This window comes from Bradyrhizobium sp. Ken64, from assembly GCF_055807555.1.
In genome coordinates, this window is sequence record NZ_JBVVPA010000015.1 from 149,777 (window position 1) to 164,753 (window position 14,977).

At 63.6% G+C, this 14,977-nt stretch carries 14 protein-coding genes and 1 pseudogene; 9 read left to right on the top strand and 6 right to left on the bottom strand.

What is annotated here, in order from left to right; genetic code table 11:
• Positions 1-3: 3 nt before the first annotated feature.
• From AC0L2F_RS23860 to AC0L2F_RS23875, 4 genes are all read left to right on the top strand, one after another.
• Positions 4-672, top strand: a complete 669-nt coding sequence (locus tag AC0L2F_RS23860; RefSeq protein ID WP_473250062.1) for an FMN-binding negative transcriptional regulator — start codon at positions 4-6, stop codon at positions 670-672.
• Positions 669-1,667, top strand: a complete 999-nt coding sequence (gene argC / locus AC0L2F_RS23865) for an N-acetyl-gamma-glutamyl-phosphate reductase (RefSeq protein WP_473250063.1) — start codon at positions 669-671, stop codon at positions 1,665-1,667. The genes AC0L2F_RS23860 and argC (AC0L2F_RS23865) overlap by 4 nt, the downstream gene beginning before the upstream one ends.
• A 99-nt stretch (positions 1,668-1,766) precedes the next feature.
• Positions 1,767-2,813, top strand: coding sequence for an N-acetyl-gamma-glutamyl-phosphate reductase (gene argC, locus AC0L2F_RS23870; RefSeq protein ID WP_473250064.1), 1,047 nt, complete (start codon positions 1,767-1,769; stop codon positions 2,811-2,813).
• Positions 2,814-2,827: 14 nt separating this feature from the next.
• On the top strand, positions 2,828-3,415 hold the full coding sequence (locus tag AC0L2F_RS23875) for a class I SAM-dependent methyltransferase (protein WP_473250065.1): 588 nt from the start codon (positions 2,828-2,830) through the stop codon (positions 3,413-3,415).
• Positions 3,416-3,599: 184 nt separating this feature from the next.
• Here the strand turns inward: AC0L2F_RS23875 and AC0L2F_RS23880 are convergent, their stop codons facing one another.
• The 3 genes from AC0L2F_RS23880 to AC0L2F_RS23890 form a co-directional block, all read right to left on the bottom strand.
• Positions 3,600-4,367 (bottom strand): outer membrane protein, encoded by a 768-nt coding sequence (locus tag AC0L2F_RS23880; protein WP_473250066.1) that lies wholly within the window; start codon positions 4,365-4,367, stop codon positions 3,600-3,602.
• Between the two features lie 182 nt (positions 4,368-4,549).
• Positions 4,550-4,948, bottom strand: coding sequence for an MAPEG family protein (locus tag AC0L2F_RS23885; protein ID WP_007609879.1), 399 nt, complete (start codon positions 4,946-4,948; stop codon positions 4,550-4,552).
• 65 nt (positions 4,949-5,013) lie between these two features.
• A complete protein-coding gene (locus tag AC0L2F_RS23890) occupies positions 5,014-6,822 on the bottom strand; it encodes a PHA/PHB synthase family protein (protein ID WP_473250067.1) in 1,809 nt (602 codons plus the stop codon).
• 255 nt (positions 6,823-7,077) lie between these two features.
• Between AC0L2F_RS23890 and AC0L2F_RS23895 the strand changes: the two genes are divergently transcribed.
• From AC0L2F_RS23895 to AC0L2F_RS23915, 5 genes are all read left to right on the top strand, one after another.
• Complete coding sequence (locus AC0L2F_RS23895; protein ID WP_473250068.1) at positions 7,078-7,353, top strand: hypothetical protein; 276 nt, start codon at positions 7,078-7,080, stop codon at positions 7,351-7,353.
• Positions 7,354-7,567: 214 nt separating this feature from the next.
• On the top strand, positions 7,568-8,788 hold the full coding sequence (locus AC0L2F_RS23900) for an LL-diaminopimelate aminotransferase (RefSeq protein WP_007591524.1): 1,221 nt from the start codon (positions 7,568-7,570) through the stop codon (positions 8,786-8,788).
• 29 nt (positions 8,789-8,817) lie between these two features.
• Positions 8,818-10,134 carry a homoserine dehydrogenase gene (locus tag AC0L2F_RS23905; RefSeq protein WP_473250069.1) on the top strand — a complete coding sequence of 439 codons (1,317 nt, stop codon included), beginning with the start codon at positions 8,818-8,820 and terminating at the stop codon, positions 10,132-10,134.
• 96 nt (positions 10,135-10,230) lie between these two features.
• Positions 10,231-11,232, top strand: a complete 1,002-nt coding sequence (gene glpX, locus AC0L2F_RS23910) for a class II fructose-bisphosphatase (protein WP_473250070.1) — start codon at positions 10,231-10,233, stop codon at positions 11,230-11,232.
• Between the two features lie 125 nt (positions 11,233-11,357).
• The gene (locus AC0L2F_RS23915) at positions 11,358-12,077 is read left to right on the top strand and encodes a haloacid dehalogenase type II (RefSeq protein ID WP_007609886.1); all 720 of its coding nucleotides are present in this window, start codon (positions 11,358-11,360) and stop codon (positions 12,075-12,077) included.
• A 60-nt stretch (positions 12,078-12,137) separates the two neighbouring features.
• Here the strand turns inward: AC0L2F_RS23915 and AC0L2F_RS23920 are convergent, their stop codons facing one another.
• From AC0L2F_RS23920 to AC0L2F_RS23930, 3 genes and pseudogenes are all read right to left on the bottom strand, one after another.
• The gene (locus tag AC0L2F_RS23920) at positions 12,138-13,958 is read right to left on the bottom strand and encodes a peroxidase family protein (RefSeq protein WP_473250071.1); all 1,821 of its coding nucleotides are present in this window, start codon (positions 13,956-13,958) and stop codon (positions 12,138-12,140) included.
• Positions 13,959-14,151: 193 nt separating this feature from the next.
• Positions 14,152-14,250 (bottom strand): annotated as a pseudogene (locus AC0L2F_RS23925) (MBL fold metallo-hydrolase); the annotation flags it as partial.
• 42 nt (positions 14,251-14,292) lie between these two features.
• The gene (locus AC0L2F_RS23930; RefSeq protein ID WP_088931066.1) at positions 14,293-14,958 is read right to left on the bottom strand and encodes a GntR family transcriptional regulator; all 666 of its coding nucleotides are present in this window, start codon (positions 14,956-14,958) and stop codon (positions 14,293-14,295) included.
• Positions 14,959-14,977: the final 19 nt, after the last annotated feature.

Consider the following 14,977-nt stretch of genomic DNA (forward strand, 5'->3'; position numbering starts at 1 on the left):
ACGATGTACACGCCACCCTTTTTCAAGCAGGACCGCGCCGCGAGCCTGAAATTCGCCGACACGCGCGGCTTCGGCACCATGTGCGCGTTCGACGGCCACAAGCCGGTCGCCTCGCCGCTGCCGTTCTATTTGACCTATGCCGCGGACGGCACGCCGCAGGCTGCCTTTCATGTCGCCCGTCACAATCCGCTGCTAAAGCTTGCGGACGGGACGACCTCCTGGCTGCTCGCGGTCAACGGTCCCGATGCCTACGTGTCGCCGGACTGGTACGTCTCGCCGGATCAGGTGCCGACCTGGCTGTACCAGTCGGTCCATCTGACCGGGCCGGTGCGGTTGTTGTCGGACGGTGAACTGGCCGTGCAAATCGATACGCTCAGCGACAAGTTCGAGAGCTGGCTGTTGCCGAAGAAGCCGTGGACCTCAGGCAAGATGACGGCCGGGCGGCTCGAGGCGTTGAAGAAGGGAATAGTGGGTCTGGTCATGACGGTTGAAGAGGTCGAAGCCAGCTTCAAGCTCAACCAGCACAAGTCCGACGCCGACTATACGGCGATCGCCAATGCGCTTGGCGCGCAAGCCCATGCCGACGCCAGGGAGATCGCGCAACTGATGCAGGACGTAAGGCCGGAGGCCTTCGCATCCGAAACCAACATGCTCGAAAGGAACGCGCCATGACCTTTTCTGAAGCCAGCCTCGTTGACACCAAAAATGCCCCGAAGACGGGCGCTGCGACAAAGCCCGCCACGGTCTTCGTCGACGGCGGCTCCGGCACCACCGGGCTCGGCATCAACGAGCGGCTGAAGCTGCAGAGCGACGTGGTCGTGAAGACGATTGCCGACGACAAGCGCAAGGATCCCGCAGCCAAGAAGGCGCTGATGGAGGAGGTTGATCTCGTCATCCTCTGCCTGCCGGACGATGCTGCCAGGGAAACGGTTGCGCTCATCGACAGCATGGGGCCGTCGGGCCCGAAGGTGCTGGATGCCTCGACCGCGTACCGGGTCGCGCCCGACTGGGCCTATGGCTTTCCGGAACTGACGCCGGATCAGGCCGGCAAGATCAAGGCTGCGAAGAAGGTCTCCAATCCCGGCTGCTATCCGACCGGCGCGATCGCGCTGCTGCGACCGATCGTCGATGCCGGCCTTCTGCCGGCGGACTATCCCGTCACCGTCAATGCGGTGAGCGGCTATTCCGGCGGCGGCAAGTCCATGATCGCGAGTTTCGAAGACGGCAGCGCGCCGTCGTTCGAACTCTACGGCCTCGGCTTCGAGCACAAGCATTTGCCGGAGATGCAGCTCTATTCGAACCTGGCGCGGCGGCCGATCTTCATCCCGTCGGTCGGCAACTACCGGCAGGGCATGCTGGTGTCGGTGCCGCTCCAGCTCGACTCGCTGCCCGGCAAGCCCAGCGGCGCCGATCTCCAGGCGGCGCTGGCAAAGCGTTACGCCGGCTCGAAATACGTCTCGGCGATGCCGTTGCAGAACGAGGCGACCAAGGGCGGCAAGCTCGAGCCGGAAGCGCTCAACGAAACCAACATGCTCGAGCTCTACGTCTTCGCCAGCGACAAATACCACCAAGCGGTGCTGGTCGCCCGGCTCGACAATCTCGGCAAGGGCGCGTCCGGCGCGGCCGTGCAGAACATGCGGCTGATGCTGGGCCTTGCCGACGAGTAGCCGATAAGCGTTGCCCGCGAGACCAGTCCGGTGGACGAAGCGACGCTGCAACTTTCTACTCCGGCAAGACGATCCAGCGACGCTTGAAAGGAACGTGTGATGAGTTCGAAGAAAATCGGCATTCTCGGCGCGTCCGGCTACACCGGCGCGGATGCGGTGCGTCTGCTGGCGCGGCATCCGAATGCGGAAATCACGGCACTCACCGCCAACACCCACGCCGGCAAGGCCATGAGCGAGGTGTTTCCGCATTTCTTCATGCTGGATTTGCCCCAACTCGTGGAATGGGAAAAGGTCGACTGGACCAAGCTCGACGCGGTGTTCTGCGGGCTGCCGCACGGCACCACGCAGCAGATCATCGCGGCCGTGCTGAAGGCCAACCCGAAGATCAAGGTCCTCGACATGTCCGCCGATTTCCGGCTGCGCGACAAGGAAACCTACGCCCAGTGGTACGGCCACGAACATCAGGCGCTCGAGTTGCAGGGCGAAGCCGTCTACGGCCTGACCGAATTCTACCGGGAGAAGATTACCGCGGCGCGGCTGGTTGCCTGTCCCGGCTGCTATCCCACGGCAGCGCTGTTGGCGCTGGTGCCGCTGGCGAAAGCAAAACTGATCGACGTCGATGACATCGTGATCGACGCCAAATCAGGCGTCACGGGCGCCGGACGCGGCCTGAAGCAGAACACGCTGTTCAGCGAGGCGGGCGAGGGGATTTCGCCGTATTCGGTCGGCACGCACCGGCATGCGCCGGAGATCGAACAAGAGATCGGCGTCGCGGCGGGCGCGAGCGTGACCGTCAATTTCACGCCGCATCTCATACCGATGTCGCGGGGCGAACTCTGCACGTCCTACGTCAAGCTCAACGGCGCGACGCCGGACGATTTGCGGGCCGCCCTCGAGCAAGCCTACGCAAACGAGCCCTTCGTGCATGTCGTCAATAAGGGCGTGCTGCCGCAGACCCAGAACGTACGCGGCTCGAACTATGTCCAGATCGGTGTCATCGCCGACCGGATCAAGAACCGCGCCATCGTGATTTCGGTGCTCGATAATCTGGTGAAGGGCTCGGCCGGTCAGGCGATCCAGAACATGAACCTGATGTTCGGATTTCCCGAGACCGCTGGATTGGAGCAGATCGCGCTGTTTCCCTGATCGGAGTGGTCGCCGTGGACGAAGGGACTCTGCAATTCTATCGGAGCAACGCCCGGTCCTATGCGGACTGGGCGAAGGCGCCCTCGACGCGGCTGCGAGGCTTTCTCGCTATGCTGCCGTCCGGGGGCTCGATCCTCGAGCTCGGCTGTGGCGCCGGCAATCATTCGGCGGTGATGCTGGCCGAGGGTTTTTCGGTGCGCGCCACCGACGGCTCGCCTGAAATGGCCGAGATCGCGTCGCAGCGGCTCGGTCATGCCGTCGAGGCGATGCGGTTCGACCAGCTTGACGCGCACGAGGCCTATGACGGCGTCTGGGCCAGCGCCTGTCTCCTGCACGTACCGCGCGACGAACTCGCCGGCATCCTGGCGCGGATTCATCGCGCGCTCAGGCCGTCAGGCGTGTTCTATGCCAGCTACAAGATGGGCGAGGGCGACGGCCGGGACAGCCTCGGGCGTTACTACAATTATGCGTCGCCAGAATGGCTCGAGGCGACCTACGCCAGCGCGGGTCCATGGATCACGCTGTCGTCGGACAGGAACGTGATCCGGAGCTTTGACGAGACGCCGGCGAACATGCTGCATCTCGTCGTTCGCAAGGCCTGATCTAAAACGACGAGGCCTGATCTCAAACCACCTTGAAGATCGCGACGGCCAGCACGGCCTGCGCGACGAAGCCCACCGCCGCGGTCGAGTGAGACCGTGTATGTCCGTGGCCTTGGCCTCACCGAAGCGGCTTCGGCCGCGCAGGCGCGACCAGCCCGGGAATGACGGCTGCGAGGGCGCCTTCTCAGTACTTCGCGATGATCGGGCCGCCGAATTTGTAGTTGATGCGGGCGGTGATCAAATCGACGTCCTGGCCGATGCGGTCGGTGCGTGAGAACGTGCCGACGGGCGTCAGCGCGCCGTTGGAAGTGAGCGTGACGTCGTGGCGGCCCATGAACAGATGGTCGTATTCGAGGCCGACCGACCAGTTCGGGGCGAAGCCGTATTCGATGCCGACACCGACCGTGCCGCCCCAGCGGGTGTCGTCGGCACCGTCGAACTCGGCTCCGGCCAGACCGCCCGTTCCGATGCCGCGGTAGCGGTTGCGGGTGACGGCGGCGCCGCCCTTCACGTAAAGCAGTGCGTTATTCCAGGCGTAGCCGACCTGGCCGGTGAACAGGCCGAAAGCATCGACACGGGTGCGGTTCGCGACGCCGGCCACGGCGCTGGCGTTCCGGCCGGAGAGATCCGCCCAGTCGCCCTGCGCTTCAAGGCCGAACACGAAGGCGCTGCTCTGCCAGCGATAACCGATCTGGCCGCCGGCGACGGCACCCGTCGCGTCATGGCAGCCTTCCGCAACGCCGGGTGCGAAACCAACCGTCTGGTCCCAGCAATTGCGTGACGAGCCATAGCCGCCGTTGGCGCCAATGTAGAAGCCGCTCCAATCATAGATCGCCGCGATCATCGGCGGCGCCTTGGTGTAGGGACGTGCGGCGAGATCGGCGGCACTGGCCTGGGTCGTCACGGCTGCGAGCGAGAGTCCGGCGAGCGCGGATGCAATCTTCCAATTCATATCTGCCCCGAATCATCAATGCGATGACCAAATATACCTGTGGATGGCCAATCCTTCGTGGCAGCCCAAGGATGGCATCCCGGTTTTTGTCGCACTGTCATCCTTCGGCAACACCAGCAGCCGAGGCAGGCTTTCGAGGATTTTACCCCTTTGTTGCAGCCGCTAAGCCATCGGAGCTGCGATCAAACCACCTTGAAGATCGCGACGGCCAGCACGGCCTGCGCGATGAAGCCGACGGTGAAGGCCAGGGTGCGGAAGACGGGGATGCCCATCGCATAGACGATCAGATGCGCGACGCGCGACCAGAAATAGACGGCGCAGGCAAGCACCGTCCATTTCGAGGAGTAGTCGATCGCGTTCAGGATCAGCACCAGCGGCGCGAACAGCACGAGGTTCTCGACGGCGTTGTCATGCGCGAACATGAGGCGGTTCGCCCATTCCGACTGCGGCTTGTCGGTGCGCGAGGGATTGGCCATCGCGCCACCGAGACCGCGAATCTGGCAGCGGTTGATGGTGTAGGGAATCCACAGGATTCCGGTCAGGACCACCGTCAGTGTCAGCCAGAACAATTCACGCGTCATAACCCGGTCCCCTCATCAATTTCTGCCGCAGGCGTGGAGCTTATACGAAAGCGCGGAAGATTCTGCTATGCGCGAACCCTGACATAGCTGCCGGGCGCGTCCTCGATCGGGGGAAACGCATCGCTGCCGACCGTGCGGGCCGGGACTTCCTCGGGATCGAGCGCGCCCAGCCATTGCCGCCAGTCCGGCCACCACGAGCCCTTGTGCTCGACCGCGCCCTTCATCCACTCGGCGACATTGGCCGACTTCACGTTGTCGTTGGTCCAGTACTGGTATTTGTTCGAGGCAGGCGGATTGACCACGCCGGCGATGTGGCCCGAGCCGGACAGCACGTATTTCACCGGGCCGCCAAAGAACTGGGAGCCGTACAGCACCGATTCCGCCGGCGCGATATGGTCCTCGCGGGTTGCGAGATTGTAGATCGGCACCATGACCTTGGAGAGGTCGAGCAAGGTGTTGTCCAGCACCAACGTGCCGGTCGAGAGCCGGTTCTCGAGATAGCAATTGCGCAGATAGTACGAATGGTTCGACGCGGTCATGCGCGTCGCGTCGGAATTCCAGTGCAGCAGGTCGAACGCGCTCGGCTGCTGGCCCTTGAGGTAATTGCTGACGACATAGGACCAGATCAAATCGTTGGAGCGCAGCATGTTGAAGGCCATCGCCATCTTCGAGCCTTCGAGCACGCCCGCCGCCTTCATGTCCTGCTCGAGCGATGCGATCTGCTCCTCGTCGACGAACACGAGCAAATCACCGGCATGGGTGAAGTCGACCTGTGCCGCGAAGAACGTCGCGGACGCAACGCGCTGGCGGCGCTTCTCGGCGAGCCAGGCCAGCGTGGTCGCGAGCATGGTGCCGCCGACGCAATAGCCCGCTGTGTGCACCTTCATCTCGCCGGTGACCTTCTCGATCACGTCCATCGCCGTGAGCGGGCCTTCCTTCATGTAGTCTTCCCAGCTCTTGGCACCTAGCCGCTTGTCGGGATTGACCCATGAGATCACGAACACGGTGATGCCCTGATCGACACACCACTTGATGTAGGATTTCTCCGGCTTGAGGTCGAGGATGTAGAACTTGTTGATCCAGGGCGGGATGATCAGGAGCGGCGTGCGCAGCACGTTCTCCGTCGCCGGCGCATACTGGATCAGCTGCATCATCTCGTTCTGGTAGATCACCTTGCCCGGCGTCGTCGCCATGTTGACGCCGACGACGAGATTGTCTGGATCGGATTGACGGATCTTCAGCGTGCCTTTGCCGGCGGCGATGTCCTCGGCCAGCATCTTCAGCCCGCGCGCGAGATTTTCGCCGCTGCTGGCCACCGTCGCGCGCAGCACTTCCGGGTTGGTCAGCACGAAGTTGGAGGGCGACATCGCGTTGGTGAGCTGCTGGACATAGAACTCGGCCTTGCGGCGGGTCTGCGGATCGAGCCCCTCGGCGTCCCGCACAAGCTCCTGCGCAAATTTGGTCGTGAGCAGGTAAAGCTGCATCATGAAATCGAAGAACTGGTTCGACTTCCATTCCGGATCGGCAAAGCGCTTGTCGCGCGGCGAGGGCGCGATCGCGGGCGGTGCGTCCTGACCGGCCATGCGGCGCGCCGCCGAGCCCCAGAGGTCGAGATAGTCCTTGGCGAGCTTGGTCTGGAGCTCGGAGGCCCGCGACGTATCCGACAGCCAGTATTCGGCGACGGCGGTGAAGGACTTGATAACCTCGGTAAGCTCCGCCGGCGGACGATCCTGCACCTCGCCGCTCTCGCGCGGCTTCAGGTACGCGGCGAGCGCCTTGCCGCCGCTTTCCATCGCCAGCGCGACATTCATCGCGAAGGCTTCCGCATCGAACTTCGTCTCGGGCTTGGGCGTATCGGTGGTGGCCATACTCATGAGCAGAACAGTAACGATTCATTCCGTATTCGTCACCGCGAAGCTCGCATGTTTGGCGTTAAACACTCTCGAAGATGTGTTGCAGTGCGACAAATTTTCTTGGTTCCGTCACAATCGAGCCGCACCGCTCGGCTTGGTAGTCCCGGGGTTGTTTTCTCGCTCGCACCGTTTGGGCAGCAATGGTTTGAGCTTGGGCGCGGATTTGGGTAAGATTGCCCCGGGGCCGTGCTTTGGTACGAAGTGGGGATTTCCCTAGTGTTGGCGTTGAGGGACCTGCAAAAGTCGCGGCGGACCTGTGGCGCGCTGCTGATGGCGGCGCTGGCCTTGGGCGGCTGCTCGAGCCAGCTTGCGGATATGACGCCTTCCGATGCGCAAGCGCATCCCAGGGAGGCCGGTAGCTATCTGCCGGTGCACGATCTGCCGCCGGATCGCGATCAGGCGGTCATGCCGCCGGACCAACGTGCCAAGATCGAGGCCGAACTTGCTGCCGCGCGCGACCGCCAGGCGGTTGCCACCAAGGACGCGAAATAGGGCGCTGCAAGGTAATCGCTGGCGCCTCCGCCTCGCCGTGCTAAAAGACCTTAGTTCAGCCGAGAGTCAGGGCGAACGACTTCAGTCAACGTCGGCGATAATTGCTCTAAGTATTTGATCTTGAGTAATTTTCGCGAAGGATGTGGGCGCCTGCCGCCTGGTCTTTATGGCCTGTCGATTCTGTCCTGACCGGTTGCCCGGAGCCGAGAGAGCCATGGAAGAATTTTACCGCATCCGCCGTCTTCCGCCTTACGTGTTCGAACAGGTCAACCGGGCCAAGGCAGCCGCGCGGAATGCCGGCGCCGACATCATCGACCTCGGCATGGGCAATCCGGACCTGCCGGCGCCGGCGCATGTGCTGGAGAAGCTGAAGGAGACGCTGGGCAAGCCGCGCACCGACCGCTACTCGGCCTCCCGCGGCATCCCCGGACTGCGCCGGGCCCAGGCCGGCTACTACGCCCGCCGCTTTGGCGTGAAGCTCAATCCCGACACCCAGGTGGTGGCGACGCTCGGCTCCAAGGAGGGGTTTGCCAACGTGGCGCAGGCGATCACCGCGCCCGGCGACGTCATCCTTTGTCCCAATCCGAGCTACCCGATTCACGCCTTCGGCTTCTTGATGGCGGGCGGCGTGATCCGCTCGGTGCCCTCGGAGCCGACGCCGCAATTCTTCGAGGCGGTCGAGCGGGCGATCGTGCATTCGATCCCGAAGCCGCTGGCGCTCGTCGTCTGCTATCCTTCGAACCCGACCGCCTATGTCGCGAGCCTCGATTTCTACAAGGACCTGGTCGCGTTCGCGAAGAAGCACGAGATCCTGATCCTGTCCGATCTCGCTTATGCCGAGGTTTATTTCGACGAAAGCAACCCGCCTCCCTCGGTGCTCCAGGTGCCGGGCGCGATGGACGTCGCCGTCGAGTTCACCTCGATGTCGAAGACCTATTCGATGGCTGGCTGGCGCATGGGCTTTGCGGTCGGCAACGAGCGCGTGATTGCGGCACTCGGCCGTGTCAAATCCTATCTCGACTACGGTGCGTTCACGCCGATCCAGGTTGCGGCGACCGCCGCGCTGAACGGACCGGACGATTGCATCAAGGAGATGCGCGACACCTACCGCAAGCGGCGCGACACGCTGGTGGAATCGTTTGGCCGCGCCGGCTGGGAGATCCCGCCGCCGGAAGCGTCGATGTTCGCCTGGGTGCCGCTGCCGGAAGCCTTCCGCAGCGTCGGCAGCATGCAGTTCGCGACCCTGATGGTGGAGAAATCCGGTGTCGCGGTCTCACCCGGCGTCGGCTTCGGCGAGCATGGCGAAGGATATGTCCGCATCGCTATGGTGGAAAACGAGCAACGGATCAGGCAGGCCGCGCGCGGCGTGCGCCGCTTCCTTGAAAGCGGCATCGAAACGTTGCACAACGTAGTTCCGCTCGCCACTCGGCGTTAAGTTCTCTTCCGCAGGTTTTCCAAGGCATCATGGTTGCACCCCTGAAAGTGGGCATAGCGGGGCTCGGCACCGTGGGCGCCGAAGTTGTCCGTCTGATCGAAACGCAGGCGCGCGTGCTTGCCGGCCGCAGCGGCCGCGGCATCCGCGTCGTCGCCGTCACCGCGCGCTCGAAGGCGAAGAAGCGCGGCGTCGATCTGCGCGGCGTCGAATGGGTCAAGGATCCGATTGCCCTCGCCACGCATCCCGGCATCGACTGCTTCGTCGAACTGATGGGCGGCTCCGGCGACCCCGCGCTGTCGGCGGTCGAAGCCGCGCTCGCTGCCGGCAAGTCCGTGGTCACCGCCAACAAGGCGTTGCTGGCAAAGCACGGCCTCAAGCTGGCAAAGGCGGCCGAAAAGCACGGCGGCGCGCTGAATTTCGAGGCAGCCGTCGGCGCTGCGATCCCTGTCATCAAGACGTTACGCGAAGGTCTTGCCGGAACCGGCATCAACCGTGTCTACGGCATCCTCAACGGCACCTGCAATTACATCCTGACCCGGATGGAGCAGGAGGGCCTGTCCTTCGCCGAATGCCTGAAGGACGCGCAACGGCTCGGCTATGCCGAGGCCAATCCGTCATTCGACGTCGACGGCCACGATACCGCGCAAAAGCTCGCCATTCTCGCCAGCCTCGCTTTCGGCACGAAAGTTGCTCAAAGCGCGGTGTATGTCGAAGGTATCTCCTCCATCGCGCCGGAAGATCTCCGTGCCGCTGACGATCTCGGTTACCGACTCAAGCTGCTGGGCGTCGCGGTTCGCACCGCCACGGGCATCGAGCAGCGCGTGCATCCGACCATGGTTCCGAAATCCTCCTCCATCGCGCAGGTGATGGGTGTCACCAACGCGGTCACGATCGATGGCGAGGGCATCCCGCCGATCACGCTGGTCGGCCCCGGTGCCGGTGGCGCCGCGACCGCATCCGCCGTCGTCGCCGACATCGCCGACGTTGCGCGCGGCATTCGCGCCAATCCGTTCGGCCGGCCGGTTTCGCAGCTGCGCGACACCAAGAAGGCGCCGATGGAGCGCCACGAGGGCGGCTACTACATCCGCCTTCTGGCCCGCGATTTCCCGGGCACCGCGGCTGCAATCGCGACGCGGCTCGCGGAGCAGAAGATTTCGATCGAGTCGATCGTGCAGCGCCATCCCAATGGCGGCGCTGCGTCGACAAACGGCAAGGCGGTCCCGGTGCCCGTCATCCTCATCACCTATGCCACGCACGAGGACGCCGTGCGCCGCGCGCTCGCGGCCGTGCAGCGCGACAAGGTGATCAGCGGGCGGCCGCAGGTGATACGGATCGAGAAGAACTGAGCATGCTTAGCAATGACACGGTTCGAACGAACTGTGGGTGTTACGAGTTGATGCGGCGGAGATGTCCGTCCAAAACTGTTTCGAAGGAGTGAGCCGATGTCGACCCATATTTCAGTCCCGCCGCAAGCTTTGCTCGAGCGCATTCTCACGCTGGAGATCGTGCGTGTGACGGAGCGGGCGGCGGTGTCTTCGGCGCGTCTGCGCGGGCACGGCAACGAGAAGGCGGCCGACCAGGCCGCGGTGGATGCGATGCGGCGCGAGCTCAACAAGCTGCCGATCGAGGGCACCATCGTCATCGGTGAGGGCGAGCGCGACGAAGCGCCGATGCTCTTCATCGGCGAGAAGGTCGGCATGAACGCCGGCCCGCAGGTCGACATCGCGGTCGACCCGCTCGAAGGCACCACGCTGTGCGCCAAGAACATGCCGGGCTCGATCGCCACCATGGCGATGGCCGACGGCGGTACTCTGCTGCACGCGCCCGACGTCTACATGCAGAAGCTCGCGATCGGTCCCGGCTATGACAAGGGCGTCGTCGAGCTCGATGCGACGCCGGCCGAAAACGTCCGCCGCCTTGCCAAGGCCAAGGGCGTCAAGCCGGAAGGCATCACTGTTCTCGTGCTCGACCGGCCACGCCATGCCAGCATCATCGAGAGCGTGCGCTCGACCGGCGCCGCCGTGCGCCTCATCACCGACGGCGACGTCGCCGGCGTGATCCACTGCGCCGACCCTGACAATACCGGCGTCGACATGTATCTCGGCACCGGCGGCGCGCCCGAAGGCGTGCTCGCTGCCGTGGCGCTGCGCTGCATCGGCGGCCAGATGCAGTGCCGTCTCATCCTCGACTCCGACGAGAAGCGCGAGCGCGCCGCCAAGATGGGCGTCAACGATCCCAAGATGATCTACGGCATAGAGGACATGGCGCGCGGCGACTGCCTGTTCGCCGCCACCGGCGTCACCACGGGCTCGCTGCTATCAGGCGTCAAATTCCGCAAGGACGGGGTGATCGAGACCGAGACGGTGGTGATGCGCTCCGTCACCGGCACCGTACGCTACATCAAGGCCGAGCACCGCGAGCTGGCCAAGTTCCATTTGGATTGATGTTCTCCGTCATTCCGGGGCTCGCGAAGCGAGAACCCGGAATCTCGCGCCACAACTTCTGGATTCCGGGTTCGCGACTTCGTCGCGCCCCGGAATGACAACAAGAACAATTAAGGGAAGCGCCAGTGTCCGACCTGTCCGCCGTCAAAGCCCTGGTCTTCGACGTGTTCGGCACCGTCGTCGACTGGCGCACCAGCCTGATCACCGACTTCATGTGGTGGGCGAGGGGCCGCGGCATCAGCGCCGACTGGACTGCCTTGGTCGACGGCTGGCGCGGCATGTACATGGCTTCGATGGATGACGTGCGCAAACATCCCGAGCGCGGCTATGTCATGCTCGATGATCTGCATCGCCGTTCGCTGGAAAAACTGGTCGCGCAATTTTCGATTCCAGGCCTCACCGAAGCCGATCTCGATCACCTCACCAAGGGCTGGCACCGCCTGCACCCGTGGCCCGACAGCGTGGCGGGCCTGACGCGGCTGAAGACGAAATTCGTGATCTCGCCGCTGTCGAACGGCAATGTCGCACTGCTCACCAACATGGCGAAGTTCGCAGGGCTGCCCTGGGACCTCATCATGTCGGCCGAGCTGTTCGAGCACTACAAGCCCGATCCCGAAACCTATCTCGGCGCCGCGCGCCTGCTCGGCCTCAAGCCGGAGCAGGTGATGATGGTCGCCGCCCACAACGGCGATCTCGCCGCCGCGCAGAAGAACGGGCTGAAAACGGCCTTCGTGGCGCGGCCGACCGAATACGGGCCGCTCCAGAAGGTCGATTTCGAGGCCACCGGCAATTGGGACATCGTCGCCAAGGATTTTGGCGGGATCGCCGACACGCTCGGGTGCTAGGGCGGCTGACACCTATGCGAGGCGGACGAGGCCCGGAATGCTGAAGACAATGGCCAAGGCTCAGCCTCGCAGCACGTTCCACGGGGCGAAGGCGTTGTTGACGCCCTCGAGCGCCGGTCCGAGTTGCGGTACATGCCGCAGCAGTACCGATTTCATTCCGTTGTTGTGGATCCAGTCCAGACCGAAATTGGTGTAGACTTCCGCCCGGTAGTCATCGGTGAAGAACCGGTCGCTCTTCAGACGCCGCGATGCCATCAGGATGAAAATGCGGAAGGCGGTATCGCTGAAGCCAAAACCGTCCGGCAGGTCCTCGGCCAATAATCCGACCATCAGATCAACGCGATCGACGTCGCCCTTGTAGATCGCGCGCATCTTCCTGGCGGCATCGGGGATGCTGGTGATTTCCTCGAATGTCTTGACCCGCTTCTTGCCGACCAGTTCGCGGAACCGATTGTAGCGCGGCACGCCGCGCTCGCGATCGCGCATGATGTCGATCGCCGCCACGTCCAGCAGCGGCTGGTCGTCCTTCGTGAACTGGCGCAGAAAGTTGGGATAATTGTGGAGGCGAATGGCGCCGGGATGAGCGGTGCCGAACGAGTATAGCAGGTCGACGAAGCCGTGAGTCTGCATGAACTCGCGGGAGGCGCGCCCCTGCATTTTGACCAAATCGCTAGGGGTAATCTCTGTGCTATCGAGCCGCCGTACATCCATCGTTTCGGGGATCAGCGGGTGCAGGCGGTACACGGCGGTGAATTCCTCCGTCATCGCGTAGGGCGCGCTGTGCTGATCAGTCGGAGAGCCGATGATACCAAAGGCGGCTTCGCTGTTCTTGCCGAGCACCGCGCGTAGCACCCGGCACGGGATCCCCGACCAGTTCGCGTGCATGCTGAAGTCCAGCGCGGGATGGCCGAGGATGCCTGGCGTCCATTCGACGGTGTGGATCTTGGCGATCAGGGCCGCGTTGATCAGGCGCGCATGCTGGAATAGCGCCTCGTCGTTCCAGGTCGGATACCGCGTCTTCAAGCCGTCGCAGATGACATTGTGCTCGCGTGCGAAAAGGTTATGCAGCAGGCTGAGCCCCACCCACCAATTGTCATTGAAGCCGGTGAGATCGGCGCCCGGATGCACCGGATCGGCTGAAAGCATCCCATCATCGCCGACCGCGATCTTCCCATCTGCCCCGGAACGGATCTGCATCTGCCTCGCGCGGTCGCTGCCGTAGATCTGTCCGGCGTCCCACCAGTGCGAGTTGAGGTTGCGGAACGTGGGGGTCGCGCCGAGCCATGGTTCACGTGGCGTCTCGTCGCAAACGGTCCGACGGATCGTCATGCAGCCGTCGATCCGCTGATCCGCTGGCCATTCGTCGTTTGGCTTCAGCGGAATCTTGAATTCGTTTCCCGCCTTCGGGGACCCATGGCTGAACCAATTATGGGTTTCGAACTGGATCCAGGCGGCGGCCAGCAGATTGAGGCTGGTCGCGGGAATGAATTCGCGGCGCGCGAGCAATTCCTCCGAGATCACGCGCGGACTGGGTTCGAGCAGGTCGTCCAGGCTGTCCGGCACACATTGGGGCAGCGCGAAATTGCGTCCGAACCGGGCGCCAGCCATCCCCATGCGCGGATGGTCGAGGCTGTTGAACGAGCCGTCGGCGGAACGCCAGCGGTCATTGCCCGTGCTCCAGCGAGGCGATGTCGTGCCGTAGCCGGTATGGTGCAGATTGTGCTCCCGCAGCCGATCGCGGAACGCCGAGAGATTAGCAGCTCCGAGCAGGGTCGGCAGTTTGTCCCATGTGACAAAGAAGTTGATGGCCCGATAGACAACATCCGGGACCCGTTGGAGCAGGTCACGATGGAAGACAAAACCATCGTTCTCGCGGGACATTGACGCTCCCAAACAAATTCACGTCAATAAGCTCGATCTGCAATTAGTAGCTGTAATTCAATAACACCAAAATGTCCGCTTGCCAACGCCGTCGGCGACGTTGCGGATTGCAGTTGCTTGCCGGTCAGCCGGACAGCGGTGATCGTTCGGACGGTCCGGGCGGCGCGTACGCCACCCGGACCTGATCCGGCGATTACAACGTCATCTGCATCGGTTCGGTATAATAATGGAATCCTTCGCCGGCCTTGGCGACGTGGCCATAGCCCGGCCAGGCGAAGTGATGCCGCGCGATACGGCGTGGCCGCAAGATTCTTTTGACTTCGCGAATGCCGTCTCACGCAATCCGCGGCACCAGGTCGCTGCCTTCCGTCTCGGCAAAGCCCGCCTGCAAAACCTCTTCGCGCTTGTGGCGCAAATGCGCGCGCAGGATATGGGCAAGGCCGACGCCGTCGCGCCTCTGCAGTGCATTCAGGATGGCGTCGTGCTCCTTCACGGCGACCGCCCAGCGCTCGGGTGTCATCGGCGTGACATAACGCGCGCGCCGGATGCGCGCGGTCACAGATGTATAAAGCCCCGCGAGCACCGGGTTTCCGGCCGCAGCGACGATGGCTTCGTGAATGGCGCGGTTGCCGCGATAGTACTGGATCAGGTCGCCCTCGCGATGATGATGCACCATCTCCGCATGCGCGGCGGCGATCGCGTCGATCTCGGCGTCCGTGATGCGTTCGCAGGCGAGTTCGCCGGCGAGCGCTTCGAGGCCCTGGCAGACCTCGAACAGGTCGCGCATGTCCTTGTCGGTCAGTTTTGCCGCACGCGAGCCGCGATGCGGCAGGAGCTGCACGAGCCCTTCGGCGGCGAGCACCTTGAGTGCCTCGCGGAGCGGCGTGCGCGATATCTGCAGCCGCTCGCACAGCTCGCGCTCGGGAATCCGCGCGCCCGGCGGGATTTCGCCGTCGAGCAGGATGGCCCGGATGCGGCCGACGACTTCCTCATGGAGCATGGGTCTGAAGTCCATTTGA